The organism is Enterovibrio coralii, from assembly GCF_001559595.1.
GTDB lineage: Bacteria > Pseudomonadota > Gammaproteobacteria > Enterobacterales > Vibrionaceae > Enterovibrio > Enterovibrio coralii.
The window spans coordinates 669,947-687,330 of the sequence record NZ_LNTY01000006.1; the positions used below are offsets into that span (position 1 = coordinate 669,947).

The window sequence follows — 17,384 nt, forward strand, 5'->3', positions numbered from 1 at the left end:
CTTCGGGCTTTTTCATTAAGCCGCTTGAGAGAAGTGCTTCCCTAACAACGCATGATAGAAATCGTCATCAGAGAGTATTCCGACGATCTTCTCCTCGCTTTCTAACAAAACAGGCTGTCCAGTTCGGTAACGGATTTCCAAGGCGTCGCGCATTGAGATGTCCGCGGTTGCGATCACTACCGCGTCTTTTTTTACGCTTTCGACCGCTTGCGAATCATCCCACCGCGAGAGCACCAACTCTTCTTCTCGTCGAATAGCTCCCATCACCTCACCTGCGCTATCGAGCACCAATCGGGTTTGCTCGCGTTCGTTCAAAATCAGCGAATTGTTCTCTTTTTCAAGCTTCTCAATTGGCGTCATCAGAGAGCGACCACGCAGCACATTAAGCGGATTGGTGTGCGCGACGAAATCTTCCACATATTGGTTTTCGGGGCGAAGCACGATATCTTCCGGCTTGCCATGTTGGATGATTTTGCCTGATTCCATGATGGCGATGTTGGTGCCGATCTTCAGGGCTTCATCAAGATCATGGCTGACGAAAAGGATCGTCTTGTTCAGCTTGCGCTGAAGCTCCAACAACTCGTCCTGAAGCTGGTTTCGAATCAGCGGGTCGAGTGCTGAGAAGGGTTCATCCATCAGCAGAATGTCACCGTCCATGCAAAACGCGCGCGCCAAGCCCACTCGTTGCTGCATACCGCCCGACAATTCGTGCGGCAGTTTGTCATGCCATTCACTCAGCCCCACCATGTCGAGTTTTTCCATTGCACGTTTGCGCCGCTCTGTTTTGCTCATGCCCTGCATTTCTAAGCCAAACGCAACGTTATCGACCACACTGAGCCAAGGCATCAATGCAAACTTTTGAAACACCATGGAGATACGGTGCGAGCGAAGGTGACGCAGGGTGTTTTCATCAATCCCGGCCAAATCCACCATGTCTTCACCATCGCGAACTTTCAGCGAACCACGCGTGACAGGGTTTAGTCCGTTAACCGCACGCAATAGGCTGGATTTACCCGAGCCAGACAGCCCCATCAGCACGCATATTTCGCCTTTCTCTACAGAGATTGACGCGTTGCTGACGCCAATCACATCGCCTGTTTCATCAAGAATGTCTTGTCGGGTTTTGCCTTGATCTAAAAGCTCTGCACTTTGCGCGGTTTTCTCACCAAAGATAACGTCGAGGTTTTCAATTTGTACGGCTTTCATGGCTAGCCCTCCTTCCCTTGTGACGCAGGTGCTTTACATAAGCGATCGAGAATGATCGCTACCAGCACAATGGCAAGGCCAGCTTCAAAACCTTGAGAGATGTTTACTGTGTTCAGCGCGCGAATTACAGGTTTACCCAAACCGTCAGCACCAACCAGTGCGGCGATCACCACCATGGATAGCGACAACATGATGCACTGCGTAATACCGGCCATGATGTTTGGCATCGCCGCGGGTAGTTCTACTTTGAACAGCAATTTGGTTGGCGTGGCACCGAAGGCTTTGCCCGCTTCAATCAATTCTTCCGGCACACTTCGAATGCGAGGTAGGTCAAACGAATCGGTGCGGCTATCGCAAAAATGATTGTCGAGATAGACCCGGCACCACACCCAGACCGAACAATACGAGGGTGGGAATGAGATATACGAACGTGGGGATAGTTTGCATCAAGTCGAGTACGGGTCGCATAAAGGTATACAACCACGGCCTGTGCGCGGCCAAGATGCCGAGCGGCACACCGACCATGACAGACAAGAGTGTTGCCGTCAGCACCAGCACGAAGGTTTCAATCATCTCCGGCCAGTAACCTAAATTCAAAATCAGCAGCAATGCAGCGGTAACGAACACCACGAGAGAAAGGCGGCGGTGCAACAGCCACGCCAATGCAGCGGTCAATGCAATGGGTACGTAAGGCGGGAACCATTGCATGATGTCGACGAGGGACAATATCAGCCACTCCAGCGACATAGAAAGCGCGTCGAAAAAGCCTGCTGCGTTGTAGGTTAACCAATCTACTGCGGTTTCCATGTAATCGCCGATTGGAATTTTATTATCTGTAATCCAGTTCATGTGTACTCCAAAATCCATGATAGCGAGGCTGACTGAAAGCTAAACTGCTTCAGCCAGCCTCCTGTTCTCGCTTAATACCGCGAGCGAGAGACAGCCAATTACTGGATGTTCAGGTGTGCTTTCACCGCTGGCAGCGCATCTTTGCCATCCAGCGTTTTTACGCCATTCAGCCAAGCGGTCAGCACGTCTGGGTTGCCTTGCAGCCATTCTTTAGCTGCAACATTTGGCTTCACACCGTCGTTCAAAATGCCGTTCATGATTTCGTTTTCCATTGGCAACGTGAACTTGAGGTTCGTCAGCAATTTGCCAACGTTTGGGCACTCTGTGGTGTAGTTCTGGCGTACGTTGGTAAATACATTTGCACCGCCGTAATTAGGGCCGAAGTAGTCATCACCACCTGCTAAGTATTCCAACTCAAAGTTGCTGTTCATTGGGTGTGGAGCCCAACCCAAGAAAACAATCCATTGGTCACGGCGAACGGCACGTTTTACCTGCGACAACATGCCCGCTTCGCTCGACTCAACCAGATCGAAATCTTTCAGGCCAAACGCATCGGAATCAATCATGTCTTGGATCAGACGGTTGCCATCGTTACCCGGTTCGATGCCATAAACGCGGCCTTTGAATTTGTCTTCAAACTTGGCAATGTCAGCAAAGCTTTTCACGCCACCTTCAAACGCGTACTTAGGTACCGCCAGTGTGTATTTCGCACCTTCGAGGTTCATGCCGATGGTTTCTACTGTGCCCGCATCGCGGTATTTGGCGATATCACCTTCCATGGTTGGCATCCAGTTTCCGAGGAACACATCAATGTCGCCGTTTGCCAGCGAGGTATAGGTAACAGGCACAGACAGGAGTTGGATATCGGTGTCGTACCCCATACCTTGCAGTACAAGGGTGGTTGCTGCGGTTGTCGCCGTGATGTCTGTCCAGCCAACATCAGAGAATCGTACAGTCTCACATTGGTTTGCCATTGCAGGTGCTGCCAGCAGGCTTGCGGCTAACGTCATGCTGATGCCAGTTAGTCGCTGAGTCTGTTTTTTGTCCATGATTGCTTTCCTCTTCCTTTCATTCTGTAAGCGAAGCCAGTCGCCTCGCCTTTCAGTTTGTTTTTGCACTCCACCTGACGATGATGAGTGTTTATCTTTCTTATCTTTCTAATATTTGGGTGTTATTCGTTTACGGCGTCCTGAAGATCTTCAGGGACGTAAGCGTTTAATCTCTGTTGCGTTTCCCAGTTTGGATCCAGCCACACTGCTACATCTGCGCTCGGCAACATCGCATTGCCAAGGATGATGTCTGCGGCACGTTCGGCGACCATGATGGTTGGCCCGTTGAGGTTTCCGTTGGTAATGGTTGGGAATATGGATGAGTCCACGACACGCAGGTTCTCGATACCACGGACACGCAATTCGCTGTCCAGTACCGCCATTGGGTCTGCATCTGCGCCCATTTTGCAGGTACAAGAGGGGTGATAAGCACTCTCTACATTGGCTTTTACCCACTCGTCGATTGTCTCATCGCTTTGCACTGCATCGCCCGGTTGAATTTCGCCATCGCGATACGGCTCCATGGCACTTTGCGCCAAGATTTCTCGAGTAAGGCGGATACAGTCGCGCCAATCTTGTTTGTCTTGTTCTGTGCTGATGTAGTTGAACACGATCTCTGGTTTGTCGTCTGGATCCGCACTAGTGATACGCACGTGACCGCGACTTTCTGGCTTATTCGGCCCGACATGCACCTGAAAACCATGCCCTTCCACGGCAGATTTACCGTCATAGCGAATGGCTGCGGGCAGGAAGTGATATTGAATGTTGGGCCACTTCACCCCCGCTCGGCTTCGAATAAAGGCGCAGGATTCGAAGTGGTTCGTTGCACCCAAGCCATCTTTAAACAAAATCCAACGCGTGCCGATTAAGCCTTTGCTGATGAGTCCCAGCTTGCCGTTCAGTGTGATGGGTGCTTTGCAGAAGTATTGGAAATACACTTCGAGATGATCTTGAAGGTTCTCCCCGACGCCCGGTAAATCGTGCTTCACTTCAACGCCTGCTGCTTGAAGCACGCCTTTGGGGCCAATGCCTGACAGTTGTAAAAGTTGCGGTGAGCCAATTGACCCCGCAGAGCTGATGACTTCTTTACGCGCTTTGACCTCGTAGGAAACGCCACCTTTGGTGTAAGAAACGCCCGTCGCGGCTTTGTTCTCAATAAGAAGCTTGTTCACCGTGACGCCTTTGATCAGCGTGAGGTTTGGACGTTTTAACGCACGGCGAAGATAGGCATTGGACGTCGATGCGCGGACACCACCATCGACCGTCATGTGCATGGGGCCAAAGCCCTCTTGTTGGTAGCCGTTATAGTCTTCCGTTACAGGGTAACCTGCCTGTTCACCCGAATCGATGAATGCGCGGTAAAGTGGGTTCAATGCCATGTCGTTGCCATTGCAGGTTCCCACTGGGCCTTCGCCGCCTCGGTACTCGTCTTCGCCACCTACCCACGTCTCCGCGCGCTTGAAATACGGCAGACAAGATTGATAGTTCCAACCACTTGCGCCGTTGGCTTCCCATTCATCGAAATCACAAGCATGACCACGCACGTAAACCATACCGTTAATAGATGAACTGCCACCGAGCACTTTACCGCGTGGGCAATGCAGTTTTCGTCCATCCAGCCCTGCTTCTGCTTGTGACTCAAATTGCCACGCATACTTTTCGGTGTTCATCGGGTATGACAGCGCGGTGGGCATTTGAATGAAAATACTTTTATCTGTACCACCAGCCTCAAGGATTAAAACCTGATGCTCACCCGATGCCGTTAATCGATCTGCCAGTACACAGCCAGCAGAGCCTGCGCCGACAATGATGTAATCAAATTCCGTTTTATTCGACATGATGATGACGTCCTATCATGCGTAAGGGCTGTCTACGTCGCCAAGTTCGACGTAAACGCTCTTTGTTTGGGTATAGTGATTCAGGGTTTCTAGGCCGTTTTCTCGACCAATGCCTGATTGCTTGTAGCCACCAACAGGCATTTCCGCCGGTGATGCACCCCAGTTGTTAATCCAACAAATGCCGGCTTGAAGCTTGGCGATTATGCGGTGAGCGCGGGAGAAATTGGTGGTAAACACACCCGCAGCGAGACCATAGTGGGTGTTGTTTGCACGGCGAACCACTTCGTCTTCGTCACTGAAGCGAAGCACTGACATGACAGGGCCAAAGATCTCATTCTTCACATGGGCCATTTCATCGTGACAATCGGCAAACACGGTTGGCGCAACGAAGTTACCCTTTTCCAAACCACCCTCGGTCATTTGGTAGCCGCCACAAAGCAAGGTTGCACCGCTTTGTTTTCCTTGTTCGATAAAGCCCAAGACTTTGAAAAGGTGGTCTTTAGATATCAGCGCACCGATTTGGGTATCTGGGTGTGTTGGATCACCAACCACTAGCTTCTCGGTTCGCATTTTTAGTTTCTCTAGGAAAGCATCATAGATATCGTCATGAACGAAAACGCGTGTCCCATGGGTGCACACTTCACCTTGGGTGTAGAAGTTCGCGATCATGGCACCGGAAACTGCGTTATCCAGATCGGCATCATCAAACACGATCAACGGAGACTTGCCGCCAAGCTCCATGGTGACAGGCTTTAATGTGCCCGCTGCATCGGCCATGACTTTCTTGCCTGTTCCACATTCACCTGTGAACGAGACTTTGACGATGTCTTGATGACGAGAGAGCATTTGTCCTACGCGATAATCGCCTTGGACGACGTTAAATACGCCCGCAGGCATACCTGCTTCGGTAAAAATCTCGGCCAGTTTCAAGGCCGTCAATGGCGTTTCCTCTGACGGCTTAAACACCATGGCATTACCTGCCGCAAGTGCAGGCCCAGCTTCCACATCGCAATCTGAATCGGGTAATTCCACGCACCGATACCTGCACATACACCTAATGGCTCTTTGCGGGTGTAGAAAAATTGGTTTTCACTCAAGCTTTGCTGCTCGCCCTGAATCGCCACCGCCAATCCTGCGTAATATTCAATAACATCCGCACCCGTAACGATATCCACGTATTGCGCTTCTTGGATGGGCTTACCCGTATCTAACACTTCCAACGCCGCCAGTTCATCATTACGCTCACGCAAAATCGCCACGGCGCGGTTCAAAATGGTTCTGCGCTCTGCACCGCTCATCGCAGACCAAACCTGAAACCCTTGCCATGCTGATTTCACTGCATCATCAACATCTGACTGGCTGGCCTGTTGAACATCCGCCAGTTTTTCGCCCGTTGCCGGGTTTAAGGTTGCAAAGGTTTCTCCAGACGTGGCATCTACCGAACGTCCGTGAATGTATAACTGTTTAATATCCATTTAGTTTTTGCCTTTTGATATGGATGAAGCGTCTTGAAGCTGGAGAGAGAGATAGTTCTCAACCGTCTCAACGGCTGATTTTGGATCGATCCCGTGAGGATTAAGCGCGCCACGAAGCCAGATACCATCAATGAGTGCTGCTACACCTTGCGCGACGAAATGCGCACGGTCCGTTGGCATTAGCTTTTTGAGTTCTATGCGAAGGTGAGATAGCAAACGCTGTTCGTTGACACGTTGTAGACGAAACAGAACGGGTTCGTGCATGGCATGGGACCAGAACGCCAGCCAGGTTTTCGTGACTTTGCTGTTGACTTGGTTAGGATCGAAGTTGCCTTCGACGATAGCCAGAATACGGGCGCGCGCGTCATCTTGTGGTGTTACCGCTAAACGCTTTTGTACACCTTCTGATAATTCACGCAGGACGGAACGCATGGTTTCTTCGAGGAGTCCGTTCTTACCGCCAAAGTAGTGATTGATGATCCCCGCCGAAACGCCTGCTTTGCGGCTAATCAGGGAGACGCTCGCACCCGCCAATCCAACATCATCAATAACCGCCATTGTCGCTGCGACGAGTTGCGGTTTTCGTATGGCTGGCATTCCTACTTTTGGCATTCAACACTCCTTGTCGGTTACCCAAAGACGTTCAATCAAACAGCTTAAAATGTAGTCAAAATGTTTTTTGATTGAACGTTCAATTAAAAATAGGCTTACAAATTATTCACCAAATGTCAAAAATTGGAATGATGTGTAAATGTGAGAAATGATTAATGTGTTAGAAATTAAATCTAAATAACAGATAGATAGCGATAAATAACACAATCCAATAGGACCATTTGATCGTGTATTATTTAGACATCAAAACGAAACAGAGGTTAACACCTCGCTTTGGGGTGTCCATTACGAGGTTAGTCGAGACAAGATTTTCACCGTCACCAAAGGGTAAACAATCAGCGAGAACAAAATCATGACAAACGCAGTGGCAAGAAACAGGGATTGATACTCAAATGTTGGAGGTAACAGCAAGATCAATGCAACGGACACAGCCCCTCTCGCACCGGAAAAGTTCAACAACCAAAACTCCAGACCCGACAATGCTTTCCCATCCATTTTCAGCAGCGGCTTTAGTAGTGCTAATGCGACAAACCTCCCGAGAAACAGCAGCAGAACGGCAAGCAACGTCATCCATACTGAGAAACTCGCGTTTTCCGTCAACGCGAAAAAGCTCGTCCCCAACAAAAAGAACAGCAAGGCATTTGCCGCGTAGTCGAGGTATTCCCATACCTTTTCTTCTGCATCACGGTTTGCCCTGTCTTTATCCGGCTTATAGCCATATGCCAACGCCGCAGCAAAGACGGCAAGAATGCCTGAAAAATGGAAGGTTTCTGCAATCACAAAGCTGCCATAGCTAACGCCAAGGTGATATTCGTGGTGAGTATGTAGTAAGAGGAATGCATAAACTTGAGTACCATGCGCGCCGCCCTGCCAAGTACTGCACCTGTCACTAATGCACCGACGATATGAGAGACAAAACTTAGGCTGGTATCCAACCAACTGAAGGTGGTTGAGGTAAAAATCAGTAACGCAAGAATACCTGCAACGGTCACGACAAAACCGTCATTCAGAATAGACTCGCCTTCTATCAGCAGTTTTTGGTTTTCAGTGATACTTTCATTCCCTTTGAACAGGGCACTCACGGCTAGCGGATCGGTTGCAGAGATGATCACCCCAAAGAGCAAAGCAGGCAGCATCGGCACACCCAACAACAGGTGAACCGCTACGCCAATCACACTCATACTGATGATGATCCCAAGGGTGCCAGCAAGCATGGCGGGTACGATGATCGGCCGGAAATGGAACAAACACATTTTCTTGGTCGATGCGAAAATCAAGAGCGGTACAAAGACATACAGAACAACTTGCGGGTCCATGACCAACGGCGGCAAACCCAACTCAGAGAAAGAAGACAGCCAGCCATAGCCAAGCCCTGCCATCAGGATCCAGATAATGTCCGTAAACACCATCCAACGCTCTGATATGTAAAACACCACATTCAGTGCAACCCAGCCCAATACGGCATAAGTCACCAGTGCTGGCACGGTTTCTGTCATTTCTGGCCCTTCTCAATCTGATCGTGTTTCTTAGCAAACCTAGATGCAAAGTAGCGCGTCGTGTCATGGAAACTGGGGGACGTTGAGCAAAATGATCCGCTCAGTGCAGAAATTGAGAATTGAAATGGGTAAGAGGAAAAGTTCTAGGCGACACGGTTGTGCCGCCTGACAGTAATAACACTAAGGCTTGATTTCAAAAATCGAATCAATAATCACAGGCAGGTTGCCACGGAGGGAAACGGCACCAAAAACAGAACGTGCATGTATCCCGCGATCACCTAAGACATTGGCAAATAAATCTGAACACCCGTCTAACACTTTCGGGTGCTGCTCAAACTCCTCGGTGGCATTCACAAAACCCTGAATTTTCACCACACGAGCAATCTTATCTAACGACCCCAGTTCTAGTTTCACCGCCGCAAGAATATCTAGTCCCGTTGCTTTAGCGAATTCGTACCCTTCTTCGACGCTGTATTCCCGTCCAAGTTTGCCTTTTGGCACTACGTTGAGTCCGGCCATAGGCCCTTTGCCGGAGACATAAAGAAGGTTCCCCGTGCGTACACAATTGGTGTAGTTGGCCTGCGGGTTTGATGCCTTTGGGAGCGTTAGTCCCAGTTCTATAAGTCGTTCTTCTGCGTCTAATTTTGCGATAGCGTCTGTCATGGTTCTCCCTAACCATTCTAAGTAAGTGGCTATTTCAAACTAACAAGAAAGCCCCCGCCGTCTCAACGACGACGAGGGCTTTCTGACTCGCAACTTTGAATGCAACGACTTACACAGGGTTAGGCGTTGCAAACCTGCCCATGCATGTTGTGGAAGAAGAGCTAAAAAACGGTCAATTGGTTCATGTTCTTCCCGAGTATCAATCTCGTCTTCATAACCTTCATGTCGTTTATGCCAAACAGCGTTTTTATCCTATAAAGCTTCGAGACTTTATAGACACGATAATAGCGTGGCGAGACGCACACCCACACTGGTTTATCGACGAACGCTAGTCGCACCGCATCAAACTTATGAACGCTCTCATCAAAACTGCAATCTTATAATGCAATGATATTTTGCGTTTTCTGTGTGTAGCACGTTGATATAAATACAATCTCAGCAGTACACTACGGCGCCTCAAATGCCCTCCGATCACCATCTTCTCTGGGCAATATTGACTTACAGTTGAAGCTTAAACCGCTTTTCGATCTGGTAGTCGACACCACTCTAGCTTTTCACGATCGTTCCTTATCTGGTTCGTTCAAGAATCCCTATACGGCGATGTCCTACGCAGAGCGTCGTAGCGCAGACTCGTTATTTGAATTGGCAGCCCTCTCGACAATTCTTATCGCTGTGTATCACTTCCGGCGATTTCGACACGAATTAACTGCCCTATGCTGAAAAGATAAAAATAATGTTAAGGAACCACTCATGTCGAATGCGCCAACCGAGCAGCAGGATGATCTCCAAACTCCCAGACCCCGTTCAAGCGTTATGCGCCGCTTTCTTGCTGGTCACCAAAGCCCTCTGTCTATCCTGATTCTTGCTGTGTTCGTTGGCGTATTTGCAGGTCTTCTTTGCACCTTCTTTGATTTGGCGATTGATTGGGTTGTTGACCAACGAAATCTCTGGGTATCAGAGCATGACGGCGTGTCCTTCTTTACGATTGTGGCGGTAGTCATCACCAGTGCATTACTTTCCGCATTTGGCTTCTTCCTTGTTAAAGCAGTGGCACCCGAAGCATCTGGCTCTGGTATTCCAGAAATTGAAGGCGCATTGGATGGTGTTCGCCCTGTTCGTTGGTGGCGCGTTATCCCAGTGAAGTTTTTTGGCGGCGTCGGTGCTATTGGTGCAGGCTTGGTACTTGGTCGAGAAGGCCCATCCGTGCAAATGGGTGCCAGTGTTGGGCGCATGATGCGGGACATCTTTCGTCTAAAAGACGAAGAAAGCCAGCATACGCTTGTCGCTTCCGGTGCAGCCGCTGGTCTTGCTGCCGCTTTTAATGCGCCATTGGCTGGCATTATGTTTGTCGTTGAAGAGATGCGCCCTCAATTCAAGTACAACTTGATCTCGGTGAAAGCCGTCATGATCGCTTCAATCATGGCGACAATTACTTATCGCAGTCTAATGGGGCAAGGCGCGATGATCCCTCTTCCGGCAGACTATGAAGTGCCACTTGTGGCGTTGCTTCTGTTCTTGGTGCTGGGTTTGGTATTTGGTGGCATTGGTGTTTGCTTCAACCAGTTGGTTGTCATGACGATGGATAAGTTTGAGCAAATCCATCAGAACAAGCTATCTCGCTTTGTCGGTTTGGGCGCAATTATCGGTGCGTCGTTTGGCTTGATGGTCATGGTACTGCCTTCGCTCAGCGGTGAAGGTGTTGCGCTCATCCCTGAAGCAACAGAGGGCAAACTTGCCATCGCAACACTGGTCCTTTTGTTCTTGGCGAGAACCGTCACGACCTTGATCTGTTTTGGCTCTGGTGCACCGGGCGGTGTCTTCGCGCCTATGTTGGCTCTCGGCACTTTGTTTGGCACCACATTTGGCATGATCTCCATGCACTTGTTCCCAAACATGGCAATCACCCCAGGGATGTTTGCTATCGCTGGTATGGGCGCATTATTCGCAGCAACCGTTCGTGCCCCTATCACTGGGATTTTGCTGGTGATCGAGTTAACCCACAAATATGAGTTAATACTGCCTCTGCTGATTACAACTCTTGGGGCCACGATGACAGCCCAAGCACTCGGTGGTAAGCCACTGTATAGCCAGTTGTTACAACGTACACTCGCGAAACAGAAAGCAAAAGAAGAAACACAAGAACAGACTGCTCAATAACAAAAAAAGCCGCTAGCGATAGCGGCTTTTTAGTGTCGAAAAATCAAAGCTAATTTGGTTTACGCTTTCGCTTCACGACGATGGTTGTATGGGCTGTGGAAGTCAGTCAGTGACTTCGCGCCGTACATACCGCGGTAGAACACCCACAAGTAGGTGATACCTGCTGTTAGTAGGCCGATGCCCAACGGAATCAATACAAGGTTGATCATCGCCATTGGCAGCGCAACCCAAAACGTATTGATGATCCATTGGAAGTGATCTGCATACATCTCTTCGCCTTCGGCGTTCGCTTCCTTACGTTTGATATAAGCAAATACTGCACCCGCAATACTGAAAATACCGAACGTCAACAAGCCGCTTAAAAGGAGCATGTAAGCAATCATGGCAGAAGACTTAAATTTTGAAGGCTTTGTATCTGTTGTCATTATATTTGTGCTTTTTTTACTAGAGTGTGAAAAAAGCGCATGGTAATCCATGAAATTGACCCAAATCAACAAATAAGCACACTCGGCGATAAAAAATACCAACCGCGAACAGATTTGCTCAACAAACCACCAAAAAAGTCAAATTAATGCCGCCAGCAAGTCAAAATCCAGCCGTTTGACCTTGAACTTGTCACGCCATCCCGCGTTTTTCATCTCGCTTTCGTCTTGCTATCACAAACGCCATGTACCCGATGATGATCAGGTTCGTAACCAACGCCAAGATTGGCAGCATTTTCCCCGTTGTGAACACCTCATAAACTTCAAAAGGCACATAGATAGCACCGCTGGCCAACGCAAACCACTCTGTCCATGCATAGGCTCGCCAAAGGCCAAAAGCTTCCACCAATCGGACCGCCGCATAGATCACTGTGCCGACGGCTAAAATAATCAGGTTCTTATCATCAACATTTGCTAACGCTTCATGAATGACGCTCGGTATTTCGCCAGCCGGATTCAATCGAAGATGGCGCATCAGGTTTTCACAGATCGCCTGAATTTTTGGTCCACCCAACTCGTGCAATGCCAAACCTACGGCTAATGCCAGCAAGCCTTTACTCGCTTCTAAAATCGCTATGGCACGCAAGCCTTTAGGCTGAGAATTCATCTGTACTGCACCTTCTGTGGGATATATCAATTCTGGGCGGTATTCTGTGGAGTGCGAGTCACAGGGTCAAGAATTCACAGATCTCCTTAAGCTGTACAACGGAAAGAATGTTGAACACTCAATGTCTTCCGTTCACTTTACATACAACAGATTGGGCTCTTTTCTGGGCACACCTTCACTTGTTAGCGATCACAGAGAAGACGGACATTGTCACAGCCGCCACATTTACATGGATTCGCAACACCTTGAATTAACAACCTTAACCGCCTGAAACCTAATAACGAGCTTTGAATATCACTAAGTTAACAAGTCGCTGAGAGAGCGAATAATTATTGTGCAAACAGTTTTGCCTCTCTTCCCTTTCTGATTGAAAACGAAGTAGTATCATTGTGCTTACTTAAAGCAAATTGTTCTCAGGGCGGGGCGAAATTCCCCACCGGCGGTATATCAGAAATGATGAGCCCGCGAGCGCTAAACCATGTTTAGGGTCAGCAGATTTGGTGAGATGCCAAAGCCGACGGTTATAGTCCGGATGAAAGAGGATGATCAAAGTACACCCCAAATGGGTGCGTGTATGTGCACGCCCACATTGAGGTGTATTGTCTATGGGGTAGTTCCCAAGGCTCATCTATGCCTGATTCTGGTATTTATATAACAGGAGTTACCATGAATCAGACTCATACTTCACTTCTTACCGAATTCGGTACACCTCTAGAGCGCGTTGAAATCGCACTTGAAGCACTTCGCGAAGGTCGCGGCGTATTGCTGCTTGATGATGAAGACCGCGAAAATGAAGGCGACATTATTTATTCTGTTGACCATCTAACCACTCAACAAATGGCTCTGATGATCCGCGAATGTAGCGGTATTGTTTGCCTTTGCCTGCCAGAAGAACAAGCAGACAAGCTTGAACTGCAGCCAATGGTGACCAATAACAACAGTGCTAACCAAACTGCATTTACTGTATCTATCGAAGCAAAAGTGGGCGTTACCACGGGTGTTTCAGCGGCGGATCGCGTCACCACTATCAAGACGGCTTCAAATCCTGATGCAAAACCTTCTGACCTCGCGCGCCCAGGCCATGTATTCCCGCTTCGCGCGCGCAAAGGCGGTGTACTGACTCGTCGTGGTCACACTGAAGGCACTATCGATTTGATGCAAATGGCAGGTTTGTCTCCAGCGGGTGTTCTGTGCGAAGTACAAAATGAAGACGGCTCTATGGCGAAAACGCCAGAGATCGTGGTATTTGGTAAAAAACACAACATGCCAGTGCTGACCATCGAAGACATGGTTCAATACCGACTGAGCATGGCTGCAAATATTGCATAAATAATATCTACCAAATTCCGCTTAAACGTCATTTAAGCAGATTCTTGGATTTATTGTTAATTGCGGCAGATTAGAGACCATCTCTCTGCCGCAATTTAAACAATTTCTTTACGAATAAAACCCATACAAATGCTGCATCATCGTTAACTAATTCACAAAATACCCCAATTTGCATTCACCCAGTGATGACAAACTCACTTACATATCACTCATGCAATTATTATGAAAGTTGCTAATCAATAGCATTCATAACGTAAATTGCCCGAATTGTTTAAAAGTATAAAAATTCCTTATTACTGCTCGTGTAAAAGGAAATTTTATGAATAAGCACTTTGAGCTCATAGACAAACCCACGTTTTTTGGGGCACTAGGCTACTCTTCTCGGTAATTATTCCGCTTATCATTTGGCCTGCTGAAGGTGCTGAATGGATTGCGGTAGCAAAAACCTTTATGACCGATAAACTCGGTTTCCTCTACCTTGCTCTTGGTATCGCAGCCTTCTTTTTCATGGTGTATATCATTTTCAGTGATATCGGCCAGATCAAACTTGGCGATGCTGATGAGAAGCCAGAATTTGCAACCGGTTCATGGGCAGCCATGCTGTTCTGTGGTGGTATCGGTGCAAGTATTCTGTACTGGGGTACCATTGAATGGGCTTACTACTACCAAAGCCCGCCATTCCAACTGGAGCCGGGCAGTGAAGAAGCGGTTCGCTGGGCAGCAACCTACGGTATTTTCCACTGGGGCCCAATTGCATGGGCAATCTACCTGATCCCTGCACTGCCAATCGCTTATTTCTTCTATGTACGTAAACAGCCTGTTCTGAAAGTTTCCTCTGCGTTGATGCCAGTGATCGGCGAAGCACGCAGCCACGGTGGTTGGGGCAAGTTCATTGACGTACTGTTTATCTTTGGTCTGCTGGGTGGTGCGGCAACAACGCTTGGTTTGGCAGCACCTCTGATCAACGAAGGTATCAGCTACCTGTTTGGCATTCCTTCAACGACAGTGACACAAATCTTCGTGCTGCTGCTGTGTACAGCTCTTTTTGCATACTCTTCTTACAAGGGTATGGATGAAGGCATTAAAGTGCTGAGTAACATCAACTTCTGGGGTGCACTGGCATTGCTTGCGTTCGTTTTGTTCGCGGGTCCAACGCTGTTCATGCTTGAAACCGGTCTCGACTCTATGGGTCGCATGCTGTCTAACTTCTTTGTAATGGCAACATGGGCAGAACCATTTGGTGGCTACGGTACGTTTGAAGATACACACTTCCCGCAGGATTGGACTATTTTCTACTGGGCATGGTGGCTTGTATTTGCACCAAGTATGGGCCTGTTTGTTGCGCGTATTTCTCGCGGCCGTACCATTAAGCAAATGGTGTCAGGTTCGATCTTCTTCGGCTCACTAGGCTGTGCACTGTACTTCATGATTCTGGGTAACTTCGGTCTGTCTCTGCAACTGTCAGGTCAGCTGGATGTTGTCTCTATCCTGAATGAGAAAGGCGCAACCACGGCAATCTTCTCCATCCTTGAGCAATTACCGTTCAGCACCGTTGTTATCGCTGTGTTTACGCTGCTTTGTATCATCTTTACTGCAACCACGTTTGACTCAATTTCGTTCATTCTTGCGTCTGTGGTTCAGAACAACGTTACTGAAGATCCACTGCGTTGGAACCGTCTGTTCTGGGCATTTACCCTGTCGTTCATGCCATCAGTTCTGATGTTTATGGGTGGTCTGGCAACGCTTCAAACCGCGGCTATCGTTGGTGGTTTGCCACTGCTGGTCATCGCAGTCATGTTGATGATTTCAGGTGTTAAAGCAGCAACCCTCGACCTTGCTCACCAAGAAGGCTATGTCGACCCAGTGATCAACATCGAAGAGTTCCCAGATGTTGACCCATGGTCAAAAGAGGGCATGGCAATGGCGAAGTTTGAACGCTTGAAAGATGAAGCCATCGAAGCAGCGAACGAAGAGCGCGAGAAACTGGATGCGATTTGGAAGCTCAAGAAAGAAATCCGAATGGCAGCTCTTTCTCGTGGTGAAACCGGTGCCGAACTGGGTGATGCACCACAAGAGCAACTGGATGAAATTCAACGCTTGACTGATGAAGCGATGGCGGCGAAGGAGCACAAACTTCAGGCTTCCGAAGCAGCTCAACAAGCGCGCATTGAGTTCAATGAACTGATGCGAGAAAAACAACGCATGGAAGAAGAAGCCAAAGCGGCTGAAAACCCAGCGTAATCGCTTTCTAAAACACAAAAAAGGAGCACTGAGTGCTCCTTTTTATTGTCTCGTCTCACATCTTTCGATGCGCGCTGCTTATTTAGATTGCAGCCCTTTCATCCATTTTTCCATGGCGGTCAGTTGCTTTTTCTTGTTCTTTTTCTTACCACTACCTGCCGGCTTTGCCATCGGTTTTTCAACGTTAAGCAAAGCTTCAGAAACAGAAGCATCAACCTCAAACCCTTCAACTTCTTCGCGTTCAAGACGGATTTTGTTCTTCTTCTCGATGATCTTAAAGTGGTGATAGTCTTCATGATCAATCAAAGACAATGCCAAGCCTACTTCACCCGCACGACCGCTTCGTCCGATACGGTGCATATAGTCGGCAGGGCTACGTGGCAAATCAAAATTGATAACTACAGGTAGCTTTTCAATATCCAAACCGCGGGCAGCAATGTCAGTTGCAATCAGTACTTCGATATCACCGGACTTAAAACCATCCAGCACGCGAGTACGTGAACCTTGCCCTTTATCACCGTGGAACACTTCCGCCGTAATACCGCGCTTTGCTAACTTTTCAGCGAGGTGTTCACACTGCTTCTTAGCATTAACGAAGATCAGTGCTTGTCGCCATGCATTTTGCTTAATCAAATGCGCCAGTACCGCCGTTTTTTCACCTTGATTCACGGTAAACACACGCTGAACCAATGTACTTGCATCGGCACTTTGCAGTTGAATTTCAACTGGGTCATTCAACAACGCTTGGGTCAATGTCTGAACTTGTTCAGGGAAGGTCGCAGAAAACAGTAAGGTTTGCTTTTTCTTTGGCAACAATGCCAACAACGCTGAAAGTTCTTCAGTGAAGCCAAGGCTCAACATACGGTCGGCTTCATCAAGCACAAGGGTTTGCACACGATCGAGCTTAACTGCGTTGCTTGAAATCAAATCAAGCAGACGTCCTGGCGTCGCAACCAGAATGTCTGTACCACCGCGCAAAGCAAGCATTTGGGTATTAGCAGAAACACCACCAAAAACCGCGACCGTTTTAACTGCACCGTTACTGTGTACCGCATAAGATTTAATGCTGTCTGCCACTTGTTTTGCAAGTTCGCGAGTCGGTACGAGAACCAATCCAGTCACATAGTTGCCTTTGCCACCTTTAGACTTTTCGCCTTTCGACAGAATTTGTTGAAGCATTGGCAAAGCAAAGGTAGCCGTTTTCCCTGAGCCTGTGTTTGCGCCTGCAATTAGGTCGCGACCTGTTAGTACACTAGGAATCGCTTTCGCTTGAATCGGTGTAGGTTGGGTGTATTCAAGTTCTGCCAAGCGGGCTAACAGAAGGGAGATTAGGCCAAGTTCAGAAAAGCTGGCGGGTGTCTTTGCTGTCGTCATTAAGAT

General features: G+C 48.5%; 11 protein-coding genes, 4 pseudogenes and 1 riboswitch. Of the genes and pseudogenes, 4 read left to right on the forward strand and 11 right to left on the reverse strand.

Features of this window, described 5'->3' with window-relative positions; all coding sequences use genetic code 11:
• Window positions 1–15: 15 nt before the first annotated feature.
• From choV to ATN88_RS03905, 8 genes and pseudogenes are all read right to left on the reverse strand, one after another.
• A complete protein-coding gene (gene choV / locus ATN88_RS03870) occupies window positions 16–1,206 on the reverse strand; it encodes a choline ABC transporter ATP-binding protein (protein ID WP_067411680.1) in 1,191 nt (396 codons plus the stop codon).
• 2 nt (window positions 1,207–1,208) lie between these two features.
• Window positions 1,209–2,055: pseudogene (gene choW, locus ATN88_RS03875) on the reverse strand (choline ABC transporter permease subunit).
• A gap of 98 nt (window positions 2,056–2,153) precedes the next feature.
• Entirely contained in the window at window positions 2,154–3,065 is a 912-nt protein-coding gene (locus tag ATN88_RS03880; RefSeq protein ID WP_408607697.1) for a choline ABC transporter substrate-binding protein, read from the reverse strand.
• A 161-nt stretch (window positions 3,066–3,226) separates the two neighbouring features.
• Window positions 3,227–4,942, reverse strand: coding sequence for a choline dehydrogenase (betA, locus tag ATN88_RS03885; protein ID WP_067411686.1), 1,716 nt, complete (start codon window positions 4,940–4,942; stop codon window positions 3,227–3,229).
• Window positions 4,943–4,957: 15 nt separating this feature from the next.
• Window positions 4,958–6,417, reverse strand: a pseudogene (gene betB / locus ATN88_RS03890) (betaine-aldehyde dehydrogenase).
• On the reverse strand, window positions 6,418–7,029 hold the full coding sequence (gene betI / locus ATN88_RS03895) for a transcriptional regulator BetI (RefSeq protein ID WP_067411689.1): 612 nt from the start codon (window positions 7,027–7,029) through the stop codon (window positions 6,418–6,420).
• A gap of 285 nt (window positions 7,030–7,314) precedes the next feature.
• Window positions 7,315–8,525: pseudogene (locus tag ATN88_RS28785) on the reverse strand (cation:proton antiporter).
• Between the two features lie 180 nt (window positions 8,526–8,705).
• Entirely contained in the window at window positions 8,706–9,188 is a 483-nt protein-coding gene (locus ATN88_RS03905) for a RidA family protein (protein WP_067411692.1), read from the reverse strand.
• A 95-nt stretch (window positions 9,189–9,283) separates the two neighbouring features.
• Between ATN88_RS03905 and ATN88_RS25450 the strand changes: the two genes are divergently transcribed.
• Both ATN88_RS25450 and clcA read left to right on the forward strand, forming a co-directional pair.
• A complete protein-coding gene (locus ATN88_RS25450) occupies window positions 9,284–9,520 on the forward strand; it encodes a LysR substrate-binding domain-containing protein (protein WP_157490647.1) in 237 nt (78 codons plus the stop codon).
• 418 nt (window positions 9,521–9,938) lie between these two features.
• The gene (clcA, locus tag ATN88_RS03910) at window positions 9,939–11,345 is read left to right on the forward strand and encodes a H(+)/Cl(-) exchange transporter ClcA (RefSeq protein WP_067411695.1); all 1,407 of its coding nucleotides are present in this window, start codon (window positions 9,939–9,941) and stop codon (window positions 11,343–11,345) included.
• Between the two features lie 59 nt (window positions 11,346–11,404).
• Here the strand turns inward: clcA and ATN88_RS03915 are convergent, their stop codons facing one another.
• Together ATN88_RS03915 and ATN88_RS03920 are read right to left on the reverse strand one after the other, a co-directional pair.
• The gene (locus ATN88_RS03915) at window positions 11,405–11,770 is read right to left on the reverse strand and encodes a DUF4870 family protein (protein WP_067411698.1); all 366 of its coding nucleotides are present in this window, start codon (window positions 11,768–11,770) and stop codon (window positions 11,405–11,407) included.
• Window positions 11,771–11,960: 190 nt separating this feature from the next.
• On the reverse strand, window positions 11,961–12,434 hold the full coding sequence (locus tag ATN88_RS03920) for a DUF2127 domain-containing protein (RefSeq protein WP_067411701.1): 474 nt from the start codon (window positions 12,432–12,434) through the stop codon (window positions 11,961–11,963).
• A 405-nt stretch (window positions 12,435–12,839) separates the two neighbouring features.
• Window positions 12,840–12,982: riboswitch (FMN riboswitch) on the forward strand.
• A gap of 118 nt (window positions 12,983–13,100) precedes the next feature.
• Here ATN88_RS03920 and ribB point away from each other — a divergent pair.
• On the forward strand, window positions 13,101–13,763 hold the full coding sequence (gene ribB, locus ATN88_RS03925) for a 3,4-dihydroxy-2-butanone-4-phosphate synthase (RefSeq protein WP_067411704.1): 663 nt from the start codon (window positions 13,101–13,103) through the stop codon (window positions 13,761–13,763).
• A gap of 319 nt (window positions 13,764–14,082) precedes the next feature.
• Window positions 14,083–16,004 (forward strand): annotated as a pseudogene (locus ATN88_RS03930) (BCCT family transporter).
• 78 nt (window positions 16,005–16,082) lie between these two features.
• Here the strand turns inward: ATN88_RS03930 and ATN88_RS03935 are convergent.
• The gene (locus ATN88_RS03935; protein ID WP_067411706.1) at window positions 16,083–17,378 is read right to left on the reverse strand and encodes a DEAD/DEAH box helicase; all 1,296 of its coding nucleotides are present in this window, start codon (window positions 17,376–17,378) and stop codon (window positions 16,083–16,085) included.
• Window positions 17,379–17,384 lie beyond the last annotated feature (6 nt).

Bases quoted from the DNA above. Each gene is read 5' to 3' on its own strand.
- choV (WP_067411680.1), bottom strand. From the start codon at position 1,206: ATGAAAGCCGTACAAATTGAAAACCTCGACGTTATCTTTGGTGAGAAA.
- ATN88_RS03880 (WP_408607697.1), bottom strand. From the start codon at position 3,065: ATGACGTTAGCCGCAAGCCTGCTGGCAGCACCTGCAATGGCAAACCAA.
- betA (WP_067411686.1), bottom strand. From the start codon at position 4,942: ATGTCGAATAAAACGGAATTTGATTACATCATTGTCGGCGCAGGCTCT.
- betI (WP_067411689.1), bottom strand. From the start codon at position 7,029: ATGCCAAAAGTAGGAATGCCAGCCATACGAAAACCGCAACTCGTCGCA.
- ATN88_RS03905 (WP_067411692.1), bottom strand. From the start codon at position 9,188: ATGACAGACGCTATCGCAAAATTAGACGCAGAAGAACGACTTATAGAA.
- clcA (WP_067411695.1), top strand. From the start codon at position 9,939: ATGTCGAATGCGCCAACCGAGCAGCAGGATGATCTCCAAACTCCCAGA.
- ATN88_RS03915 (WP_067411698.1), bottom strand. From the start codon at position 11,770: ATGACAACAGATACAAAGCCTTCAAAATTTAAGTCTTCTGCCATGATT.
- ATN88_RS03920 (WP_067411701.1), bottom strand. From the start codon at position 12,434: ATGAATTCTCAGCCTAAAGGCTTGCGTGCCATAGCGATTTTAGAAGCG.
- ribB (WP_067411704.1), top strand. From the start codon at position 13,101: ATGAATCAGACTCATACTTCACTTCTTACCGAATTCGGTACACCTCTA.
- ATN88_RS03935 (WP_067411706.1), bottom strand. From the start codon at position 17,378: ATGACGACAGCAAAGACACCCGCCAGCTTTTCTGAACTTGGCCTAATC.